Raw genomic sequence first — 17,912 nt, 5'->3', positions numbered from 1 at the left:
TCCCACGTGTGGGCGAAGACCGATTCGGTCGACACATGAGGAGGCACACGCATTGCGGCCTGCGCAGTGTGCAGCGCCCGGAGCAGGCGCGTATCGCCCTTCGCACGGGTGCCGACATTCGTCTGTCTGGGGACGCGAGGCCCCGGCCGCCGTCCCCCACCACGCTGTTCGCGGCAGGCGACGACCCGTCGATCTCTGCCCGCATTTCGCAGTACAACGGGCGCATGCCTCGACATGGAAGCTCGCTGGCTCCGCTCCTCGCCTTCGTCACCCTGGGCCTCGTCGCGGCGCCGGCCCGCGCCGTCGAGGTCACCGTGAGCGGCGAGGATTCGCCGTACCCGGGCGTGCGCGTCCAGACCCTGAAGCTCACCGGCCCGACCGCGCGCGCGTGGGCCGTGTTCGTCGATCTCTGCACCGAGCAGGTCCGCGTCGGCGCGACGGCGGCGCCGCAGTCGCTGCGCACCGCCGGCTCGTGGGCCGACTCGGTCGGGGCCCAGGTCGCCATCAACGGCGATTTCTACAAGACCGGGCCGGTCCGGGTCTACGGCGCGGCCGTCGGCGGCGGCGCGGCGTGGCCGGCCGTGCAGACCGGCACCGATCCCGCGTACGACGGCGAGTGGTACTACCAGGATTACGGCTGGATCGCGTTCGGTCCGCACTGGGTCGAGTTCAATCACAGCGGATGGACCAAAAAGCACCCCGACGAATATCCGACCCGCGAGGGCTGGCGGCCGACCTCCGTCACGCACGCGGTCCCGCACGGGACGGTCGCGCTCGTCAGCGGGTTCCCCGAGCTCGTCGTCGAGGGCAAGCGCGTCACCTGCAGCGACCCGACCGCGGACAGCTGCTTCCCCGACCGCACCGACATGCGCGCCCGTCACCCGCGCAGCGCGATGGGGCTGACCGAGGACCGCCGGACCTTCATCCTCCTCGCCGTCGACGGCCGCACCAACGTCTCGGCCGGGCTGTACGGGGCCGAGCTCGCCGAGGTGATGGAGAAGCTCGGCGCCTGGGAGGCCTTCAACCTCGACGGCGGCGGCTCCACGCAATTGTGGGTCGAGGGCGACGGCTACGTCAACGATACGAACGGCAACAACGGCGGCGGCAGCACGCGGGCCGTCGCCAATCACTGGGGCATCTTCGCCGGGTCGGGGGCGACCGCGCCGGGCCACTGCGTCGATTACCTGGTCGAGGGCCTGCTGAACGCGCCCCTCGGTCAACCGGGCGCCAGCAGCGACATCGACGGCGACGGCCTCGCCGACGCGTGCATCCGCGCCGCCGACGGGATCCGCTGCGCCCGCGGCGGCGCGCTCGACGAGGACGAGCTGTTCGTCGGCCTCGACGACGACTCCGGCTGGGGCGACCTGAGCAACGCCACCACGCTGCGCACCGGCGACCTCGACGGGGACGGGCGCGCCGACCTGTGCGCCCGCGCCAACGCCGGCGTCCGCTGCTGGCGCTCCGACGTCGCCCCGCTGGCGACCGCGCTCGAAGGGCCCGCGCTCGCCGACGAGTCGGGGTGGAACCTGCCGGCGTACTTCTCGACGCTCCGCCTCGCCGACGTCACCGGCGACGGTCGCGACGACCTGTGCGCCCGCGCGGCCGCCGGGCTGCGCTGCTACCCGTCGACCGGGGCGGGCTTCGACGCGGCGATCGAGAGCGACGCGTTCAGCGACGACGCCGGCTTCGCCGACCCCGCCAATTACACCACCCTGCGCATGGGCGACGTCGACGGCGACGGGCGGGCCGACGCGTGCGCCCGCACCGACGCCGGCGTCGAGTGCCGCCTCGCCGCCGGCGAGTTCACGACCGCGATCGCCGGGCCGGCCTGGAGCGACGAGATGGGCTGGTCCCGGCCGGCCTATTTCTCGACGATTCGCCTCGCCGACGTCGACCACGACGGCCGCGCCGACCTGTGCGCCCGCGCCGCGGCCGGCTTCCGCTGTCACCTGTCCACAGGGACAGGTTTCGGCGAGGCCGTCGACGCGCCGATCCTCGCCGACGCCGACGGGGGCGCCGCCCCGGCCGTCTACTCGACGATCCGCCTCGCCGACATCGACGGCGACGCCGACCTCGACGTGTGCGCCCGCGACGGCGACACCTTCGGCTGCTGGGCGTGGACCGGCGCCGGCTTCGGCGCGCGGATCGACGGGCCGGCCAGCCCGGACGACGCGTGGCTCGCCCCGCGGATCTACGCCGGACCGCGCCTCGCCGACGTCGACGGCGATCGCCGGGCCGACCTGTGCGTCCGCGCCGACGCGGGCCTGCAATGCTACCCGTCGACCGGCGCGGGGTTCCTCGCGGCGCTCGCCGGTCCCGCGTGGGCCGGCCCCAATTGGGAGTCGCCCGCGGTGTTCGGCACCCTTCAGCTCGGCGGCCCGCGCTGCCAGCCCCTCCCCGAGCTGTGCAACGGCCTCGACGACGACTGCGACGGCGTCGTCGACGACGACTGCATCGGCGGCGTCGATACCACCGGCGACGCGACGGGTGACGCGACCGGTGACACCCCCGACAGCACCGGCGCAGTGCCGACGACCGGTGCCGGCGGCACCGGTGACGCGCCCACGAGCTCGAGTTCGGGCGCGACTGCAGATACCAGCGCCGGCAGCGGTGGCCAGGCGGGTGAACAGGGGTGCGCCTGCACCACGCACAATCAGGCCCCTGCCCCATGGCTGCTCCTCGCGCTCCTGCTCGGGACCCGGCGCCGCGCCGTCCGCCGCCCGCGCGCGTTGCCCCCGCGACGCACGGCCTGCTATCGATCGTCGTCCATGTCGCTCCGCATCGCCCCGCTCGCCCTCGTCGCGCTCACCGCCTGCTTCGTCGACAGCGGCAACGCGACGGGCACCTCCGAATCACCGAGCACCGCGGCCACGCTGACCAGTGACATGCCTGCAAGTACAGGTGGTCCGACGACCGGCGCGGAGCCGACGACGAGCGCCAGCCCGACCACCTCGACCACCAGCACCGTCACCACCGGCCTCGACACCGCCACCACCGGCGGGCCGCCGGCGACCTGCCCGTGCTTCGGCGGTGACGGGCCCTATTGTGGCCACGGCGTCGCCGTCGAGGCCGACACGGCCGGCTGCGAGGTCGCCGTGCTGGCCGGTCACGAGGGCGACATCCTGCACTGCGAGGGCGGCGAATGGAGCCTCGGCGCCGCCTGCGAGGCCGGCTGTGAGGTCACCGCCCCGGGCGAGGCCGACGCGTGCCTGCTGCCGGTGTGCGACTGCTTCGTCAAGGAGGCGTGGTGCGGCAGCGGGGCCGCCGCGCACGGTCTCACCCTCGACCCGCCGTGCAGCGTGCCGCTCGTGCCGGAGCACAACAACGACATCCTCGGCTGCGACGGCGAGGCGTGGATCGTCAAGCAGGTGTGCGACAAGGGCTGTCACGAGGAGATGGTGGGCGTGCCCGACAGCTGCAACGACGACTCCGACTACAAGCTGCCGTACGCGTGCGGCGACGCGTTCACCTGCAGCCAGGCCAACTTCGGCTCGTCCCACCAGGGCAGCCAGGCCTACGCGTGGGACTTCGCCATGCCCAAAGGGACCCCCGTGCACGCCGCGCGCGGCGGCACGATCGCCTACCTCGAGATGCGCTCGCCCGCGGGCTCGCAGTGCTACGACCCGCCGGGCTTGCTCGAGGCGTGCCACAACAAGGCCAACTTCATCGGCATCAAGCACGCCGACGGCACCGTCGCGCTCTACATGCATTTGCGGGAGATGAAGGTCCAGAAGGGCGACGTCGTGCAGCAGGGCCAGCTCATCGCCCTGTCCGGCAACAGCGGCTACACCTCCGGCCCGCACCTGCACTTCCAGCTGCAGAACGACTGCGGGATCTGGTTCTGCAGCTCCGTCCCGGTCAGCTTCGCCGACGCCCCCGGCCTCGCCAAGAACGACAGCGTCAGCTCGGGCAACTGCCCGTGATGCGTGCGCCCGCCCGCCGGCGGGCGTCACGTGGAGCCGACGTCAGCGGCGACGGCGGCGGCCGAGCAGCCCCACCGCCGTGAGCACGGCGAGCCAGCCGGGGCCGCGGTCGCCGTCGCTGGCGCAGCCGCAGCCGCTGCTGTCGGTCAGGCCGGAGCCGGTGGCGCCGTCCGACGACTCGTCGCCGCCGCTGCTCGCCTCCGACGTCCCGGCGTCGCTGGCGGCGCCGGTGGTCGGCGTCGGGCCGGTCGTCGGCGGCTCGCCGGTGGTCCCGGGCGTCCCGGTCGTGCTGTCATTGCCGGACGTCGCGGTGGTGTCGCCCTCGGTGGTGTCGCCCTCGGTGGTGTCGCCCTCGGTGGTGTCGCCCTCGGTGTCACCGGTGGTGCCCGGGTCCTCGCCGGCCTGATACGATTGGTCGGCGGCGCAGGCGTTGTTGCCATTGTCGTCCTCTGCACATACGCGGAAGACGACGGTGCCGCGCGCGGGCGGGAGGACGACGCGGAACAGATCTCCGCCCATGAAGCTGGCGTCGACGGTGGTCGCGGCGCCGTCGGGGTCGATCACGGCGTACGCGCGAGCGAGCCGCGGCCCCTCGTCGGTGACGGTGCGGTCGCTGACGGCGAAGCGGACCACCGGCGTGGCGTCGGCGGCGACCGGGCCGGCGACCTCCTCGACGGCCAGGAGCTTCGGCGGCTGCGAATCGACGGGGTCGGAGTCCCCGGCGAGGTACACCTCGTCGGAGCTGCTGCACTCGCCCTGACCGGTGACGAGGTCGAGGCGGCCGTCGTCGTCGAGGTCGCCGAATTCGGCCCACAGGCTGCAATCGGTCGGCGGGGGGAACACGTCGGGCAAGGCCGAGAAGTTGCCGGCGCCGTCGTTGACCAGGTAGCGCTCGGGGCCGGACAGCGAGACGACGAGCGCGTCGAAGTCGCCGTCGTCGTCGAGGTCGGCGCAGACCACCCCGTTGTCGTCGCTGCCGGCCGGGTTGCCGGTCACGCGGGCCGCGGTCTCGTCGGTGAAGCCGCCGGCGCCGTCGTTGATGAGGAGCTGCTCGCGATAGTTGCCGCCGATGTTGTCGATCCAGACGTCGAGGTCGCCGTCGCCGTCGACGTCGCACACCCCCGGGTTGTAGTGAAAGCCGGTGTTGGCGTTCGCCGGGAATTCGGCGGCGGTGAACGTACCGGTGCCGTCGTTGATCCACAGGTTGCCGCCGCCGTTCGCGTGCGGGTTGACGAGCAGGTCGAGGTCGAAGTCGCGGTCGACGTCGAGGAGGTCGAAGTCGTCGACGTCCTCGCCCGCGAGCTCGGTCGGGAGCGCGCCGTCGGCCTCCTCGAAGTTGCCGCTGCCGTCGTTGAGGTACAGCCGGGCGACCTGGGCCGGGGCGTCCTGCGAGTAGCCGTCGCCGGCCACGATGTCGAGGTCGCCGTCGCCGTCGACGTCGCCCATGCGCGCCGCGGCGCCCTGCGGGTACGGGTCGCCCGGCAGGCGCGCGTCGGCCTCGTCGGTGAACACGCCCATGCCGTCGTTGATGAACAGCACGTGCGGACCGCCGGCGCCGTCGGGCGCGTAGATGTCGGGGTCGCCGTCGCCGTCGACGTCGCCCACGGCGACCTGGCGGATGTTGCCGGCGTAGTCGGCGACGGCGGCCGCGGACTCGTTGCTGAACTCGGCCATGCCGTTGTTGAGGTAGACGACCAGCGGCTCCGGCTTGTCGGCGCCGGCGAAGAAGTCGGCGTAGTTGGCGAGCAGGATGTCGAGGTCGCCGTCGCCGTCGAGATCGGTGACGCGCAGGTGATTGGTCCAGCAGCCCTGACCCTGGCAGGCCTGCGGATCGAGGGCGCCGGGGACGAGCTGGTAGGCCGACGCCGGGCCGGTCGAGAACAGGGCCGCGAGGGTCGCGGCGAAGGCGATGTATTGTCGATTCAAGGTAATGCCTCCGGTGTTTCGCGGGTTCGGCCGGAGTTGAACACGATTCATCGACCGACCCGCGGGACGCGGCGAACGTCGTCGCGCGGCGCGGATAATAAAGCTCACGGCCTGATGAGGCGACCCGCTGCGCCGCCCGCGGATCTGGGGTCGAGCAGCACCACGCCGTGGCGCGAGGCCGCGGCGGCAGGGCGCGCCATGCAGTCACCGCATTGCGGCGGGAGGCGTGGATCGGCGGGTGTCTACCCTCGGGCGACGCCCCAGGTCGCCGTCGCCCGGCGCCTTCACGCGTGACTGCGATGGCGCGACCACGCACCTCGGGCCGTCGATTCCGCGTTCGGTCCCGCTCTCGCATCGAACACCGCCTGCACGAGATCCGCACGCCCCTGGCGTTCGACCTGCAGCCGCGGAGCCGACCTCGTAGCGAACGGCACGCGCGCACGAAGTGCATCTCGACCCCGATGGCGCAACCTCGCCTCGAGCGACTCGCCGTCGAGCTGGTTCACGGCGCTCCGATGGCTCGACTCTCGACGTGCCAATCGCACCGTCGTCGGCGCCGACCGCCGTTCGGCGCCGAGCCCCTACCCGGCGATTCGAGCGAGGGCCCGCGAATCATCGCTGACGCGAATCGTCGGCGACGCCTCGTCGGTGCCGGCGAATGAATGAACGCAGTTGCAAACGGCGTGACCGGCCGACGCGACCGTCGGGGTCCGCAGGCACCGCGGGCGACGGCGATCCGGCGCCGCTGCCGCGAACGTCGCAAGACATCACACTCTCATCAACACGAAGGCAGGAGCGGCGTCGTGCTGGCAGATCCGGCGACCTGCCCCGACAGGGCCGCCCGGGGATTCACCGATATCCATTTGTGCCCGCGTCGGCGCCGGCGATGCGAACGGATGTTCGAGGGCGCCGGCGCCGAGAATTCCAATCTGTCGCCTTCCCGGCGCCGCTCGGCCGGCAAAGTCAACATTGTTCGTCTCCCACGAAGTGACAGCGGTCGACAGCGGTCGACAGCGGTCGGATTCGACGGAGGCGGCCGACAGGGTCGTACACGCGGATCGACATTCGGAACTGGCGACCGGCGAAGGATGTTGTGTATAATGATCGGACGCGGGAGGGTTCGATGCGAATCACTTCGTTGTTCGGAGCGGTGGTGGCGATGACGGCGATGGCGGCGTGCGACGAGCCGCGGGCTGGCGATGACGCTTGCGGGTGCGACGAGATCGAGGCGCGCAGCGCCCAGGTCAACGGCGCGCTCCTCAACGGCGCGCTCCTCAACGGCGCGCTCCTCAACGGCGCGCTCCTCAACGGCGCGCTCCTCAACGGGCCCGCCGGCCCTTCGGACCACATCCAGCTGAAGAAAATCAACGTGAAGGGCGAGGGCGTGGCCGACGACGCCCGGCTCGAGGGCAGCGCGCTGGTCGTCACCTCGAACCAGGGCGAGGAGCTGTCGGGCGACGCCCTCGACGACGCCAAGCTGCACTTCGAGGTGAAGGAGGGCGGGACGACGCGACAGAAGATGCTGAAGATCCTCGACGTCGAGCGGCTCGCCCCCGGCTCCGACGTGTGGCTGTTCGACGTCTCGCTCAAGGTCGACTCCGGGGGCTGGGGCCCGCTGTGTCTCGACAACACCGGCGAGCCGACGCAGGCGATCCTGCTGACGGAGGTGTGGAATCCGGGCACCGGCGGCCGCATCGCGCCCGCGGCCGGCAGCGTCACCTTCGCGTGCCGCGACACGGCGCTGGCGAAGTGCGTCGAATGGGGCTACAAGCCGTGGCTCGCCGACCTGCGGGAGGTCCACCAGGCCTGCACGCGGCTCGTCCGCGCCGACTACTGCGGCGACGGCGTGTCGCACACCCAGCAGGGTACGGTGATTCACGTCCTCGACCAACTCGGCATCCAGAACGTCGATCCCGACCATCCGTTCGTCGTCGAGGCCGAGTGGGGACCGGAAGGGGCGGTCTGCCTCAATGCGGACAACATGCGCCTCGGCCCGCAGGCGCTGAGCTGCGAGCTGCCCGCCTGCGGCGCGCCGTTCGCCTCCGGTGGGCTCCTCCAGAGCGGCAAGATCGTGGGCGCTCCGTAGAGCCGCGCGATGAGCGATACCCGCGCAGATCCGGTCCGCATCGGCCCCTTCGGGGTGCTGCGCAAGCTCGGCGAGGGCGCCATGGGCGTCGTCTACGAGGGCTACGACGCCAGGCTCGAGCGCAAGGTCGCGGTGAAGCTCGTCCGCCGCCAGCTCCTCGACAACCCGGCGGTGCGCGAGCGGATGACCCGCGAGGCGCAGGCGATGGCGCGCCTGTCGAGCCCGAACGTCGTGCAGGTCTACCAGGTCGGCGAGCACGACGGCGGCATCTATCTGGCCATGGAGTACGTCGAGGGCGAGACGCTGGCGACCTGGCTGCGAACCGCGCCGCGGCCGTGGCAGCTCGTCCTGCGCACGATCTGCGACGCCGGTCGCGGCCTCGCGGCCGCCCACGCGGCCGGCCTCGTGCACCGCGACTTCAAGCCCGACAACGTGCTCGTCGACGAACGCGGACGCGCCCTCGTCCTCGACTTCGGGCTCGTGCAGGCCGAGGGCGGCGCCGACGATTCGGCCCGCGCCGCCGCGCTCGAGCACGAGCTCGTCGACACCGAGCAGGGCTGGCCCTCGTCGCAGTCCACCAACATGTCCCCGGGGACATCCTCTCCCGATCGCTCGAACAACCTGCACTGGTCGGTCCGCCTGACGCAGATGGGCAACTCGCTCGGCACGCCGGCGTACATGTCGCCGGAGCAGCACTTCGGCCGGCCGGCCAGCCCGCTCGCCGATCAGTTCAGCTTCAGCACCACGCTGTACGAGGCGCTCTACGGCGTGCGCCCGTTCGGCGGCGACTCGTGGTCGGCGATCCGCGCGTCGGTCAGGCGCGGCGTCGTCCCGCCGCCGCCGCTCGAGTCGCAGGTGCCGCGGCGCGTGTTCAAGGCGCTGCTGCGCGGGCTGGAGATCGACCCCGCCAGGCGCTGGCCGAGCATGGCCGCGATGATCGAGGCGCTCGAGCACGACCCGTGGCGCGTGCGCGGGCGGATCGCGGCGATGACCGCGCTGATCGGCGCCGCGTCGCTGGCCAGCTACGTCGTCGCGGTCTCGCGGGCCGAGGACGGCCGGCGCTGCCAGGTGGGCGTCGAGCAGCTCGCGGGCGTGTGGGACCCGGCGCGCGAGGCCGCGGTCGCGCGCGCCTTCGCGGCGACGCACCTGCCCTTCGCCACGGACACGGCCCGGCGGGTCCAGGGCCGCATCGACGCCTACGCGCGCGCGTGGGTGACCGAGCGCCAGGCCGCGTGCGAGGACCGGGCCTCCGGCGCGCAGACCGACAACCTCGCCGACCTCCGCGTCGCCTGCCTCGATCGCCGCAAGGCCCACCTGTCGGCGCTCGTCGACGTGTTCGCGGCCGCCAACAACGCGGTCGTCGAGAACGCGGTCCAGGCCGCGACCGCGCTGCCGAGCCTCGCCACCTGCGCCGACGCCGGCGGGCTGCTGTCGTTCGTGCTGCCCGACGACCCCGTCGTGGCCGGGCGAGTGACCGCGCTGCGCGCCGACCTGGCCCGCGCCGACGTGTTCGATCGGACAGGTCGCTACGAGGAGGGCCTCGCGCTCGCCCGCCGCACCCGCGACGACGCGGCGGGCCTCGGCTACGCGCCGCTCGACGCCGAGGCCGCGCTGGTCGAGGGGCGCGTGCTCATGAACCTGGTGCGCGGCGAGGAGGCCGAGGCCGCGCTGCAGCGGGCGACGCGGCTCGGGATCCGCCACGACCTGCACGCGACCGCCGCCGAGGCGGCGACGGTGCACATGTTCGTGGTCGCGCATCACCTCGGCCGCCCGCTCGAGGCCCTGGCGACGGCGCCGTTCGCCGAGTCGATGATCCAGCGCGCCGGCGACGACGCGGTCCTCCGCGTCCTGTTCCACAACAACGTCGGCACGATCCAGCAGATCCGCGGCGATCTCGCGGCGGCGCGCGGCGAGTACGGTCAGGCGCTCGCGGAGCTGCGGCAGCGAGGCGAGCGCGAGCCCTTCGAGGCGATCGTCCACAACAACCTCGGGCTGATGTACCTCGAGCAGGGCCAGCTCGACGCGGCGTGGACCAACTTCGTCAGCTCCTCCGAATTGTTCGTGGCGATCCTCGGCGAACAACACCCGCTGCTGGCGCACCCGATCCACGGGCTCGGCGACGTCGAAGTCCGCCGCGGTCGCCACCGCGACGCGATCCCGCATTACCTCCGCTCGCTGGCGCTGATGGAGGCGACCTACGACGCCGAGCACCGCTACCTGCTCTACCCGCTGGTCGGCCTCGGCAAGGCCCACGCCGGGGCCGGGAACAGCGACGAGGCCGATCATCATTATACGCGCGCGCTCCGGGTCGCCGACGCGAACGGGATCCGCGACACTCTCCGCGCCGAGGCCCACGCGGGCCTCGGCGACCTCGCGGCCGCGGCCGGCGAGCTCGCCAAAGCGCGAGATTCGTACGAGCAGGCCGTGGCGGTCTACGCAGAGGCAGGCGCCGGCGACAGCGAGCAGGGCGTCCGCGCGGCCCTGCGAGCGGGCGAGCTCGCGGCCGCCCAGGGCGAACGCGCCGCCGCGACCCAATGGTTCGAGCAGGTGCTCGCCACGAAGTCCGAGGCGACCGCGCCGCTGCGCGCGCAGGCGGCGGCGCTGCTGCAGCGCGACGGGACCTGAGCCGCCGGCGCTGCGACTCAGCCGAAACAATTGCTGCACCCGACGGGTCGCACATATCGGGTGCGCGAGCGCGACGAATCCCTCGAGTGCGGATCGCGCTCTTCATCAACGAGCGGCAGGGCAAATCTACATCTTGCAGGTCTCGCAGGCCTGCTATCATCGCACTCTTACAGCTTATGGACGCGTCGAGTCTTCGTGAGGCGATATTCCAGGTACACAGCCACGGCCGCGACCGCGGGCACTATTTCCTGTCGGCGGAGGACCAGCGGTTCGACGACCGACACATCAGCGTCGCCGGCAAGCGACTGCTGTCGTTCGGCAGCTGCTCGTACCTGGGGCTGGAGTTCGATCCGCGGCTCATCGACGGCGGCGTCGAGGCGTACCGCCGCTACGGGACGCAGACCTCGTTCAGCCGCGGCTACCTGTCCTGTCCGCTCTATCCGGAGCTCGAGGAGGACCTGCTGCCGCGGATCTTCGGCGTGTCGCGGGTGCTGCTGCTGCCGAGCACCAGCATCGCCCACCACGTCGTGATGCCGGCGCTGCTGGCGGAGAACGACGCGATCGTCTGCGACCACCAGGTCCACCGCTCGGTCGACGACGCGATCACGCTGCAATGCGCGCGCAGCGGCGCCGACAAGGTGGTGGTGAAGCACGGCGAGCTCGAGCGGTCGCTCGACGTCGTCGCTCGGCTCGCGCGCACGCACCACCACGTGTGGTTCGCGTGCGACGGCGTCTATTCGATGTACGGGGACTACTTGCCGGCCGGCTTCCTGCACGATCTGCTGGCCGTCGCGCCCAACGTGCGGCTGTTCGTCGACGACGCGCACGGGATGAGCTGGGCCGGCGACCGCGGCTGCGGGCACCTGCTGTCGCGCTTTCCGCTGGGCGAGCGCGTCGTCCTGGTGACCTCGCTCGCCAAGGCGTTCGCCACGGGCGGCGGCGTCGTCGTCGCGCAGGACCGCCGGCTGCTCGAGACAGCCCGGCTCGTCGGCGGACCCTTCTCGTTCTCCGGGCCGCTGCGCCCGGGCGATCTCGGGGCGAGCATCGCCTCGGCGCGGATCCACCTGAGCCCGGAGCTCGCGGCGCGCCAGGCCGCGCTGCGCGCCCGCATCGAGCAGGCCAACGCGCTGTGCCGGACGCTCGAGATCCCGCTCCTCATCGAGAACGAGGCGCCGATCTTCTTCATCGCCCTCGGCCGCGTCGAGGCGGTGTACCTGATGGCCGAACGTCTGCGAGACCAGGGCTTTCACGTCAACGTGTCCGGCTTCCCGGCGGTACCGGCCAGCCGCGGCGGGCTCAGGATCGCCATCAACGCCATCCACGACGAGGCGCAGGTCGACGCCCTGTTCCGCGCGATCGCCGAGCACCTGCCGGCGGTGCTCGCCGCCGTCGGTGTGACGCGCGACGAGGTCGAGGAGCAGTTCGCGGGCGTGCTCCCGTCGTTCCTCCGCGCCGCGCGTCCGCTCACCTCCGCGGTGCAGCAGATCCCGGAGCGATATCCCGACGCGCTCACCGTCGAGACCCACGCGAGCATCGAACAGCTCGACGCGGAGGTCTGGGACGCGCACGTCGGCGATCTGTCGTACATCGACGCCCGCACCCTGCGGGCGATCGAACGCGTGTTTCACGGCGACCACCCTCGCCGCGAGCACCGCTGGTCGTTCCGCTACGTGCGGATCCGCCGGGGCGACGAGGTCGTCGCCGCGGCGCCCTTCACCACCCTCCTGATGAAGGACGACACGTTCATGAGCGCCGAGGTCAGCGCGGCGCTCGAGCGCGAGCGGCTCGCCGATCCGTACCTGTTCACCTCCCGCGCCGTCGTGATGGGCAACATGGCCTCCGAGGGCGAGCACATGTTCCTCGCGCCAGGCGCCGGCCGCAGCGCCGCGCTGATCGCCCTCGCCGAGGCCGGCGTCGCGGAGATGAAGGCCCAGGGCTGCAGCACCCTGGTCCTCCGCGATCTCGGCGACGACCCCGAGCTCGTGCGCGTCCTGACCGGCCAGGGCTTCGTCCCCGTGCCGCTGCTCGAGCGCCACCACGTGCCGCTCGACTGGCGCGGCGAGGATGCCTTCATCGCCGCGCTGGCGAGCCACGGCCAGCGGCGACACGTCCGCGCCGTCCACGAGCAGGCGCCCCTGTTCGACCTCGAGATCCGGGACAGCCACAGCGCCGCATCGGACGACGAGCTCCATCGCATGTACGCGCTCTACCGCAGGATGGCCGCCAAGAACCTGCGGATCAACATCTTCCCCCTCCCTCCGGAGCTGCTGCGCGCCCAGCTCGAGAGCGGCTCGTGGGAGTTCTTGCTGCTGCGGCGGCGAGGCGGCGGTCCGGTGATCGCGTGGGCCGCGGCGCGCCCGACCGGAAGCGAATACCGTGCCCTCTATTGCGGCGTCGACTACGACGATTTCCGCGCCGGCAAGATCAACCCCTATCGCCAATTGCTGTGGCAGCTCGTCCGTCGCGCCGGTCGGCTCGGCTGCGCACGGCTCCACCTCGGCATGGGCGCCCGCCACGAGAAGACGCGGTTCGGGGCCACCGCCTCCCCCGCGCTCGCCCTCGTGCGCGCGGACGATGCCTATCAGGCGACCCGCCTGCAGGAGTTCGTCACGCGCACGGCCCTGCGAAGCAGCGCCGATCATTCGCAGGCGCCGGCCGTGGCCGTTCGAGGCGACATCGATGACCGCCGTTCCCTCGAGCCGCAGGTGAGGTATCCTGGCCGCGCATGAAGCACTTGGCCTTCTTCACCTTACTTTTGGGAATGTCGACGCTGTCCGCCTGCACCGAGAAGTCGAACGACTCGGGCGCCGAGACCACGGGCAGCACGAGCAGCACGGGCGGCCCGGGCACGACCGGGGCGAGCACGAGCGTGACCGGGGCGAGCACGAGCGTGACCGAGGCAGGCACGAGCGTGACCGAGGCGGGTTCGAGCACCACCGGCCCGACCGCCTGCGCCTTGATGGTCGGGCCCTCGGACGAGCCGGAGGTCGACGATCCCGACGGCTGCTTCGCCGTCGCGGACGAGGCGGCCTGTCTCGCCCTCGACGACAAATGTACGGCCCTCCACGGCGTCCCGATGCTCTGCACCGACGACACCTGGTGCGCCCCCGATCCGGCGGCCTCCGTCTATCTCGGGTGCCGTCCGTTCACCATCTGCAAGCTGAACGAGAAGGCGGTCTGCCGCGAGGGCGCGGGCGGGGTCGAGGGCTTCTGGACCTTGACCTGCACCCCCGAGGGCTTCGGTCACTGCCAGCCGAAGCTGCAGGAGACGGAGGCCAGCGCCCCGCCCGCGTGTGAATGAATTGCAGTCAGAGCGACAGCAACAGCTGCTCCACCGCGGCGCGGTCGTCCTCGCCGATCCCCGCCGTTCGCACGCAGCGCACCCGGTCCTTGCCGTCGACGAACACGTGGATCGGCAGCACCGCCTGGCCGGGCACGCCGATGGCGGCGGCCCACGGTTGCAGCGCGTCGGCGCTCTGCAGCTCGAGCGAGCCCACGACCTCGGGATGCGCCCGCGCAAACGCCTGCACCGCCGCAGGATCGCCGTCGGCGCTGAGGAACACCAGCTCGAATTCGGCCTTGCGGCCGAGCTCGTCGCGCCACCGGGCCAGGCGCGGCAGCTCCTCGATGCACGGTTTACACCACGTCGCCCACACGTTGATCCAGCGGCTGCGGCCGCTCGTCGCCGGCGGAGGGCTTGCGAGCGGCGGCAGCGACAACGCCGGCGCGGCGGCGGCCTCGTGCCACGCCTCGCAGAATTGCTTGGGATCCACCTGCGCCGGCGCGGCCGCCTGCACCGCATCGACGCGCGAGCGCGAGGACGCTGCACGCGAGCCGTCGCCCTCGCAACCGGCGGCGCTCGCCACGAGCGCCGCGATCATCACAGTCGACAATCGATCCATGCCACGAACGCGCTCCGGTTGATGTGTTCGGGGTCGCACTCTTCCTTGGCCCCGCTGCGCCGCCAGTCGCAGAAGCTCTGATCGAGCTGGGCGTACTCCTCGCCGAGCCACAGGAGGCCGACCTCCTTGTCGAGGTCGGGGTCGGCGAAGCGCTCGCGCAGGTGGGCCATGACCGCGTCGGCGCGCGCCTGCGACAGCTTGCGGTTGTGTTCGACCTTGCCCTCGGGCGAGCTGCGGGCCACCGCGAGGAACCAGCTCGCGCCGCGTTGATCGGCGAACGACTGGTCGAGCAGCTTGATGTCCTCGGCGTCGAGCTCGGACTCGTCCTGGTCGAACTGGACGATGCTCACCCGCTCGGCCAGCGGCAGGAACAGCGCGTTGAAGTCCTCGCCGGCCATCGTGGCCACGCTCTTGGCGTCGACCGGCTGGCACCCGCGCGCCTGATTGTCCGCCGCCAGCCCGCACGACAGCAGCACGCGGCGCAGCACCTGCTTGAGCTGCGGCGTGCAGTACTCCTCGTTGGCCGCGGCCGCGGTGGCCACCGCGGGGGCCTTCTCGGTCGCTCCTTGCTCGATCTCCGCGAGGCGCACCTTGGCGTTGGCCACCCACGCGGTGGTCATCCCCAGGGGCAGCCCGGCCGCGACCAGGCCGATGACGGCACGTACCGCGATGTTCATGGCGCCTCCTCTTGCCCGCCGGCGGGCGTCTCGGGGTCGGCCACGGAGGGCAGCTCCGTGGCTCGGGGTGGAGCCTTCTTCTCGGGCTCGGCGACGGGCTCGGCGGGCCTGGGTTCGGCCGGCTCGGCCGGGCCCGGCGCGCCCTTGTCGGCCTCGGGCGCCGCCTTCGCCGGCTCGCGCTTCGCTGCGGCCTTCGTGGCCTTGTCGGTCTGCCGCGCCGCCGCCTCGGATCCCGGCACCACCCCCGGCTCGCGCGGCCCGGCGGCCGGCGTGGTCGACGCGAGCTGCCCCGCCGCGTGCTTCTGCAGCATGTGGTGCAGCGTGAAGTCCATGCCGAGGTCGGAGTCCTCGTCGCACAGCTTGACGCCGGCGACGTAGAGCTGCGGGGTCATCACCGGCAGCTGGTTCTTCACCGTCCAGCGCAGCGACTTGTTGAGCTTCGCCTCGGTCTCGGCCGAGCCGATGCAGGCGCCGAGCTCGGGGAAGCGCGCCGCGATCATGCGGCTGACCCCGGCGAGGTCCTGCTTGCCCGCCGCCAGCAGCGCCTCCTGCTGCTCGAACGCCCACTGGACCACCGCGTCGGCGCCCAGGCCGGGCACGGTGGCGGCGCACAGCACCGCCTTGCTCACCCGACACGCGCCCGGGTGGAGCGAGGCCGGGACCATCCAGTTGCACTCGCTGTCGAGCGGGAACATCACCCCCTGGCGCCGCAGCAGTCGGTCCTGGCCGGACGCACGCAGCCGCTCCTCGAACGCGCGGCACGAGGGGCACAGCGGGTCGAACACCTCGATGGCCGGCGCCCCGTCGCCCGTGGGCCCGAGCGGCACCATCACCGCGTACGGATCGTCGGGCCGGATCAGCGCCCCGCAGGTGCCGACGTAGCGCGAGTAGTCGGGCACGAGCAGCGCGTAGACCACCACGGGCACCGTGACGAACGCGAACGCCTGGCCGGCCGCGGCGAGCCACATCTTCGCGTTGTCGGGCTCGACCGGCGCCGCGCTCGCGGCAGGCGCCTGACCGGGCTGCGCCGGCGCGGCCGCGACCGGTGCGCCAGCCTCGGCACGCGCGGCCCGGAGCGCCCCCACGGCCATCCCGAGCGCCGCGCCGCTGCTCAAGTAGATCCCGATGCACAGCTTGCAGGCCGCGTGCAGCTGGGTGAACGCCAGGTAGCCCATGATCACCGACGCCAGCACGGGCACCGCCGTGGTGGCCAGCGCGATCGCTGCCGCCGTGCGCCGCCGGCTCGCGTCCGCCACCAGCAGCTCGATGGCCCGGAAGGCGAGGAACGCGAACACGGCCATGGCGGGCAGCGAGATCGGGATCCCTCCCCACAGCGACGTGCGCATGATCGAGGAGTACGGGCTCAGCAGCGTGACCTGGCAGCCCGTGGATTCCTTGTCGGCCGCGATCAGCCCCGGCGCGAACGAGCAATGCAGCTCGTGCACCTGCCGATCGAGGTGTTGCACGAAATCGAGGGTCGAGGCGCTCGCGAACACGAAGCCCGCCAGCGCGGCGAGCAGGAGGCCGACCCCGAAGATGCGAGTCCTCATGACCCGGCATACTAACGCGGCGCCGCGCCGCGACCAACTACGTACATTGCGACCCCATCGTCGCCCCTGGTCCCCCATGGCCCGCGAACGTGCTCAGCTCGCTGGCTCGAGCCGACACCGCGCATGCCGCCTGACGGCCGCAGCGCCGGGGATCGAGGCCCCCGCCCCGCGACCCCATCTTGACACATCACAATCACAGCCAGGTCCGATCTCTTCACATTGATCGGATCGACGCGACGAGAACAATATAAATACACCGCGAAAGCTGACTATGATCAAATTCCCGCCCTCGCGCCGAACGAGCTCGGTAGACGTCGCCCTGGCCCGATGTCCAGTGACGATCACGCGGGCTCACCGCCGCGATCGGTACGAGGGCGGGGCCTCCAGGGAGCGGGTCGTCGCCCCCTTCGACGCGGACGAGCCCCGAGGTGACGCGCCGCCAGATCCCATGCGCCCCGTCCGCCCGATGCTCCTCGGACCGCGCGTCCTCGCCCTCTCCTGTGCCCTCGCCCTGCTCGCGCCCGGTTGCGGCGGCGGTCTTCCGGCCGGGGGCACGCAGACCGAAGGTTCGAGCGGGACCTCGACGGGACCCGGGCCGACGACCACCGACAGGACCGCGGCGACGACCAGATCTACTCGAACGACGCGTCGATCGTCGCGGTCGACGGCCGCTTCACCGTGTCATGGCACAACAGCGGGGGCGGCGCGTCGCAGGTGTCAGCACGTGCTCAATCCCTCGGACGTGTGGGTGCGGCTGTTCGAGTGATCGCAGCGCTCAGCGCGTCTCGGCGCGCGCGCAGGCGGGCGCGTGGTCCAGCTTGCACCCCTTCTGGAAGCTGGCTTTCGCCGCCTTCTCCGCCCGCTCGGTCCCGCGTCCCTCGGCCTGCATCACGCCGAGGTTGAAGCAGCCCTGTCCCAGGCCGGCGCCGCAGGCTTTCTTGTACAGCGCCACGGCGCGCGCGACGTCCTGCTCGACGCCGAGGCCGCGCTCGACGACCCACCCGAGGTTCAAGCAGTCGCTCCCGCGGTTCGGGCCGCCCTTCTCGCAGACGTCGCGCAGCCTGGCCACCACGCGCGCCAGCTCGTCGCAGCCATCCTCGTCCCCGAGCCGGCACGACTTGTGGAACAGCTCGATCGCGTTCGCCTCGTTGACGCCCGCTGTCGGCCGTCGAGCCAGGTGCGCCCGAGGTTCAGGCAGCCCACGGCCGACTCGCGCTGGCAGG

The 17,912-nt window shown here is 72.2% G+C and carries 10 protein-coding genes; 5 read left to right on the top strand and 5 right to left on the bottom strand.

What is annotated here, in order from left to right:
• The first annotated feature begins 224 nt into the window (after positions 1 to 224).
• Positions 225 to 3,923 (top strand): phosphodiester glycosidase family protein, encoded by a 3,699-nt coding sequence (locus tag K7C98_RS41615; RefSeq protein WP_224197511.1) that lies wholly within the window; start codon positions 225 to 227, stop codon positions 3,921 to 3,923.
• 42 nt (positions 3,924 to 3,965) lie between these two features.
• On the opposite strand, the gene K7C98_RS41610 is transcribed toward K7C98_RS41615, so the two are convergent.
• The gene (locus K7C98_RS41610) at positions 3,966 to 5,849 is read right to left on the bottom strand and encodes an FG-GAP-like repeat-containing protein (RefSeq protein ID WP_224197510.1); all 1,884 of its coding nucleotides are present in this window, start codon (positions 5,847 to 5,849) and stop codon (positions 3,966 to 3,968) included.
• A gap of 1,123 nt (positions 5,850 to 6,972) precedes the next feature.
• Here K7C98_RS41610 and K7C98_RS41605 point away from each other — a divergent pair.
• The 4 genes from K7C98_RS41605 (at position 6,973) to K7C98_RS41590 (ending at position 13,861) form a co-directional block, all read left to right on the top strand.
• A complete protein-coding gene (locus K7C98_RS41605) occupies positions 6,973 to 7,935 on the top strand; it encodes an ADYC domain-containing protein (protein WP_224197509.1) in 963 nt (320 codons plus the stop codon).
• A 9-nt stretch (positions 7,936 to 7,944) separates the two neighbouring features.
• A complete protein-coding gene (locus K7C98_RS41600) occupies positions 7,945 to 10,560 on the top strand; it encodes a serine/threonine-protein kinase (protein ID WP_224197508.1) in 2,616 nt (871 codons plus the stop codon).
• Positions 10,561 to 10,736: 176 nt separating this feature from the next.
• Positions 10,737 to 13,289 carry a bifunctional aminotransferase class I/II-fold pyridoxal phosphate-dependent enzyme/GNAT family N-acetyltransferase gene (locus K7C98_RS41595; protein ID WP_224197507.1) on the top strand — a complete coding sequence of 851 codons (2,553 nt, stop codon included), beginning with the start codon at positions 10,737 to 10,739 and terminating at the stop codon, positions 13,287 to 13,289.
• The gene (locus K7C98_RS41590; RefSeq protein ID WP_224197506.1) at positions 13,286 to 13,861 is read left to right on the top strand and encodes a hypothetical protein; all 576 of its coding nucleotides are present in this window, start codon (positions 13,286 to 13,288) and stop codon (positions 13,859 to 13,861) included. Before K7C98_RS41595 ends, K7C98_RS41590 begins: the two co-directional genes overlap by 4 nt.
• Before the next feature lie 7 nt (positions 13,862 to 13,868).
• Here K7C98_RS41590 and K7C98_RS41585 read toward each other — a convergent pair whose 3' ends face one another.
• The 4 genes from K7C98_RS41585 to K7C98_RS41570 all read right to left on the bottom strand — a co-directional run.
• Positions 13,869 to 14,441 (bottom strand): TlpA family protein disulfide reductase, encoded by a 573-nt coding sequence (locus K7C98_RS41585; protein ID WP_224197505.1) that lies wholly within the window; start codon positions 14,439 to 14,441, stop codon positions 13,869 to 13,871.
• Positions 14,441 to 15,139 carry a hypothetical protein gene (locus K7C98_RS41580; protein WP_224197504.1) on the bottom strand — a complete coding sequence of 233 codons (699 nt, stop codon included), beginning with the start codon at positions 15,137 to 15,139 and terminating at the stop codon, positions 14,441 to 14,443. The genes K7C98_RS41585 and K7C98_RS41580 overlap by 1 nt, the downstream gene beginning before the upstream one ends.
• Positions 15,136 to 16,689, bottom strand: coding sequence for a vitamin K epoxide reductase family protein (locus tag K7C98_RS41575; RefSeq protein WP_224197503.1), 1,554 nt, complete (start codon positions 16,687 to 16,689; stop codon positions 15,136 to 15,138). The genes K7C98_RS41580 and K7C98_RS41575 overlap by 4 nt, the downstream gene beginning before the upstream one ends.
• A gap of 775 nt (positions 16,690 to 17,464) precedes the next feature.
• A partial coding sequence (locus tag K7C98_RS41570) for a tetratricopeptide repeat protein (protein WP_224197502.1) occupies positions 17,465 to 17,912 on the bottom strand: 448 nt, incomplete at its 5' end.

It is taken from the genome of Nannocystis pusilla, from assembly GCF_020073745.1.
In the GTDB taxonomy this organism is placed as follows: domain Bacteria; phylum Myxococcota_A; class Polyangia; order Nannocystales; family Nannocystaceae; genus Nannocystis; species Nannocystis radixulma.
This window is presented reverse-complemented; position numbering and strand designations above follow the sequence as displayed.

Excerpts from the sequence above, each read along its gene's own strand:
- K7C98_RS41615 (WP_224197511.1), top strand. The coding sequence starts at position 225 with ATGCCTCGACATGGAAGCTCGCTGGCTCCGCTCCTCGCCTTCGTCACC.
- K7C98_RS41600 (WP_224197508.1), top strand. The coding sequence starts at position 7,945 with ATGAGCGATACCCGCGCAGATCCGGTCCGCATCGGCCCCTTCGGGGTG.
- K7C98_RS41575 (WP_224197503.1), bottom strand. The coding sequence starts at position 16,689 with ATGAGGACTCGCATCTTCGGGGTCGGCCTCCTGCTCGCCGCGCTGGCG.
- K7C98_RS41595 (WP_224197507.1), top strand. The coding sequence starts at position 10,737 with ATGGACGCGTCGAGTCTTCGTGAGGCGATATTCCAGGTACACAGCCAC.
- K7C98_RS41590 (WP_224197506.1), top strand. The coding sequence starts at position 13,286 with ATGAAGCACTTGGCCTTCTTCACCTTACTTTTGGGAATGTCGACGCTG.
- K7C98_RS41580 (WP_224197504.1), bottom strand. The coding sequence starts at position 15,139 with ATGAACATCGCGGTACGTGCCGTCATCGGCCTGGTCGCGGCCGGGCTG.
- K7C98_RS41585 (WP_224197505.1), bottom strand. The coding sequence starts at position 14,441 with ATGATCGCGGCGCTCGTGGCGAGCGCCGCCGGTTGCGAGGGCGACGGC.
- K7C98_RS41605 (WP_224197509.1), top strand. The coding sequence starts at position 6,973 with ATGCGAATCACTTCGTTGTTCGGAGCGGTGGTGGCGATGACGGCGATG.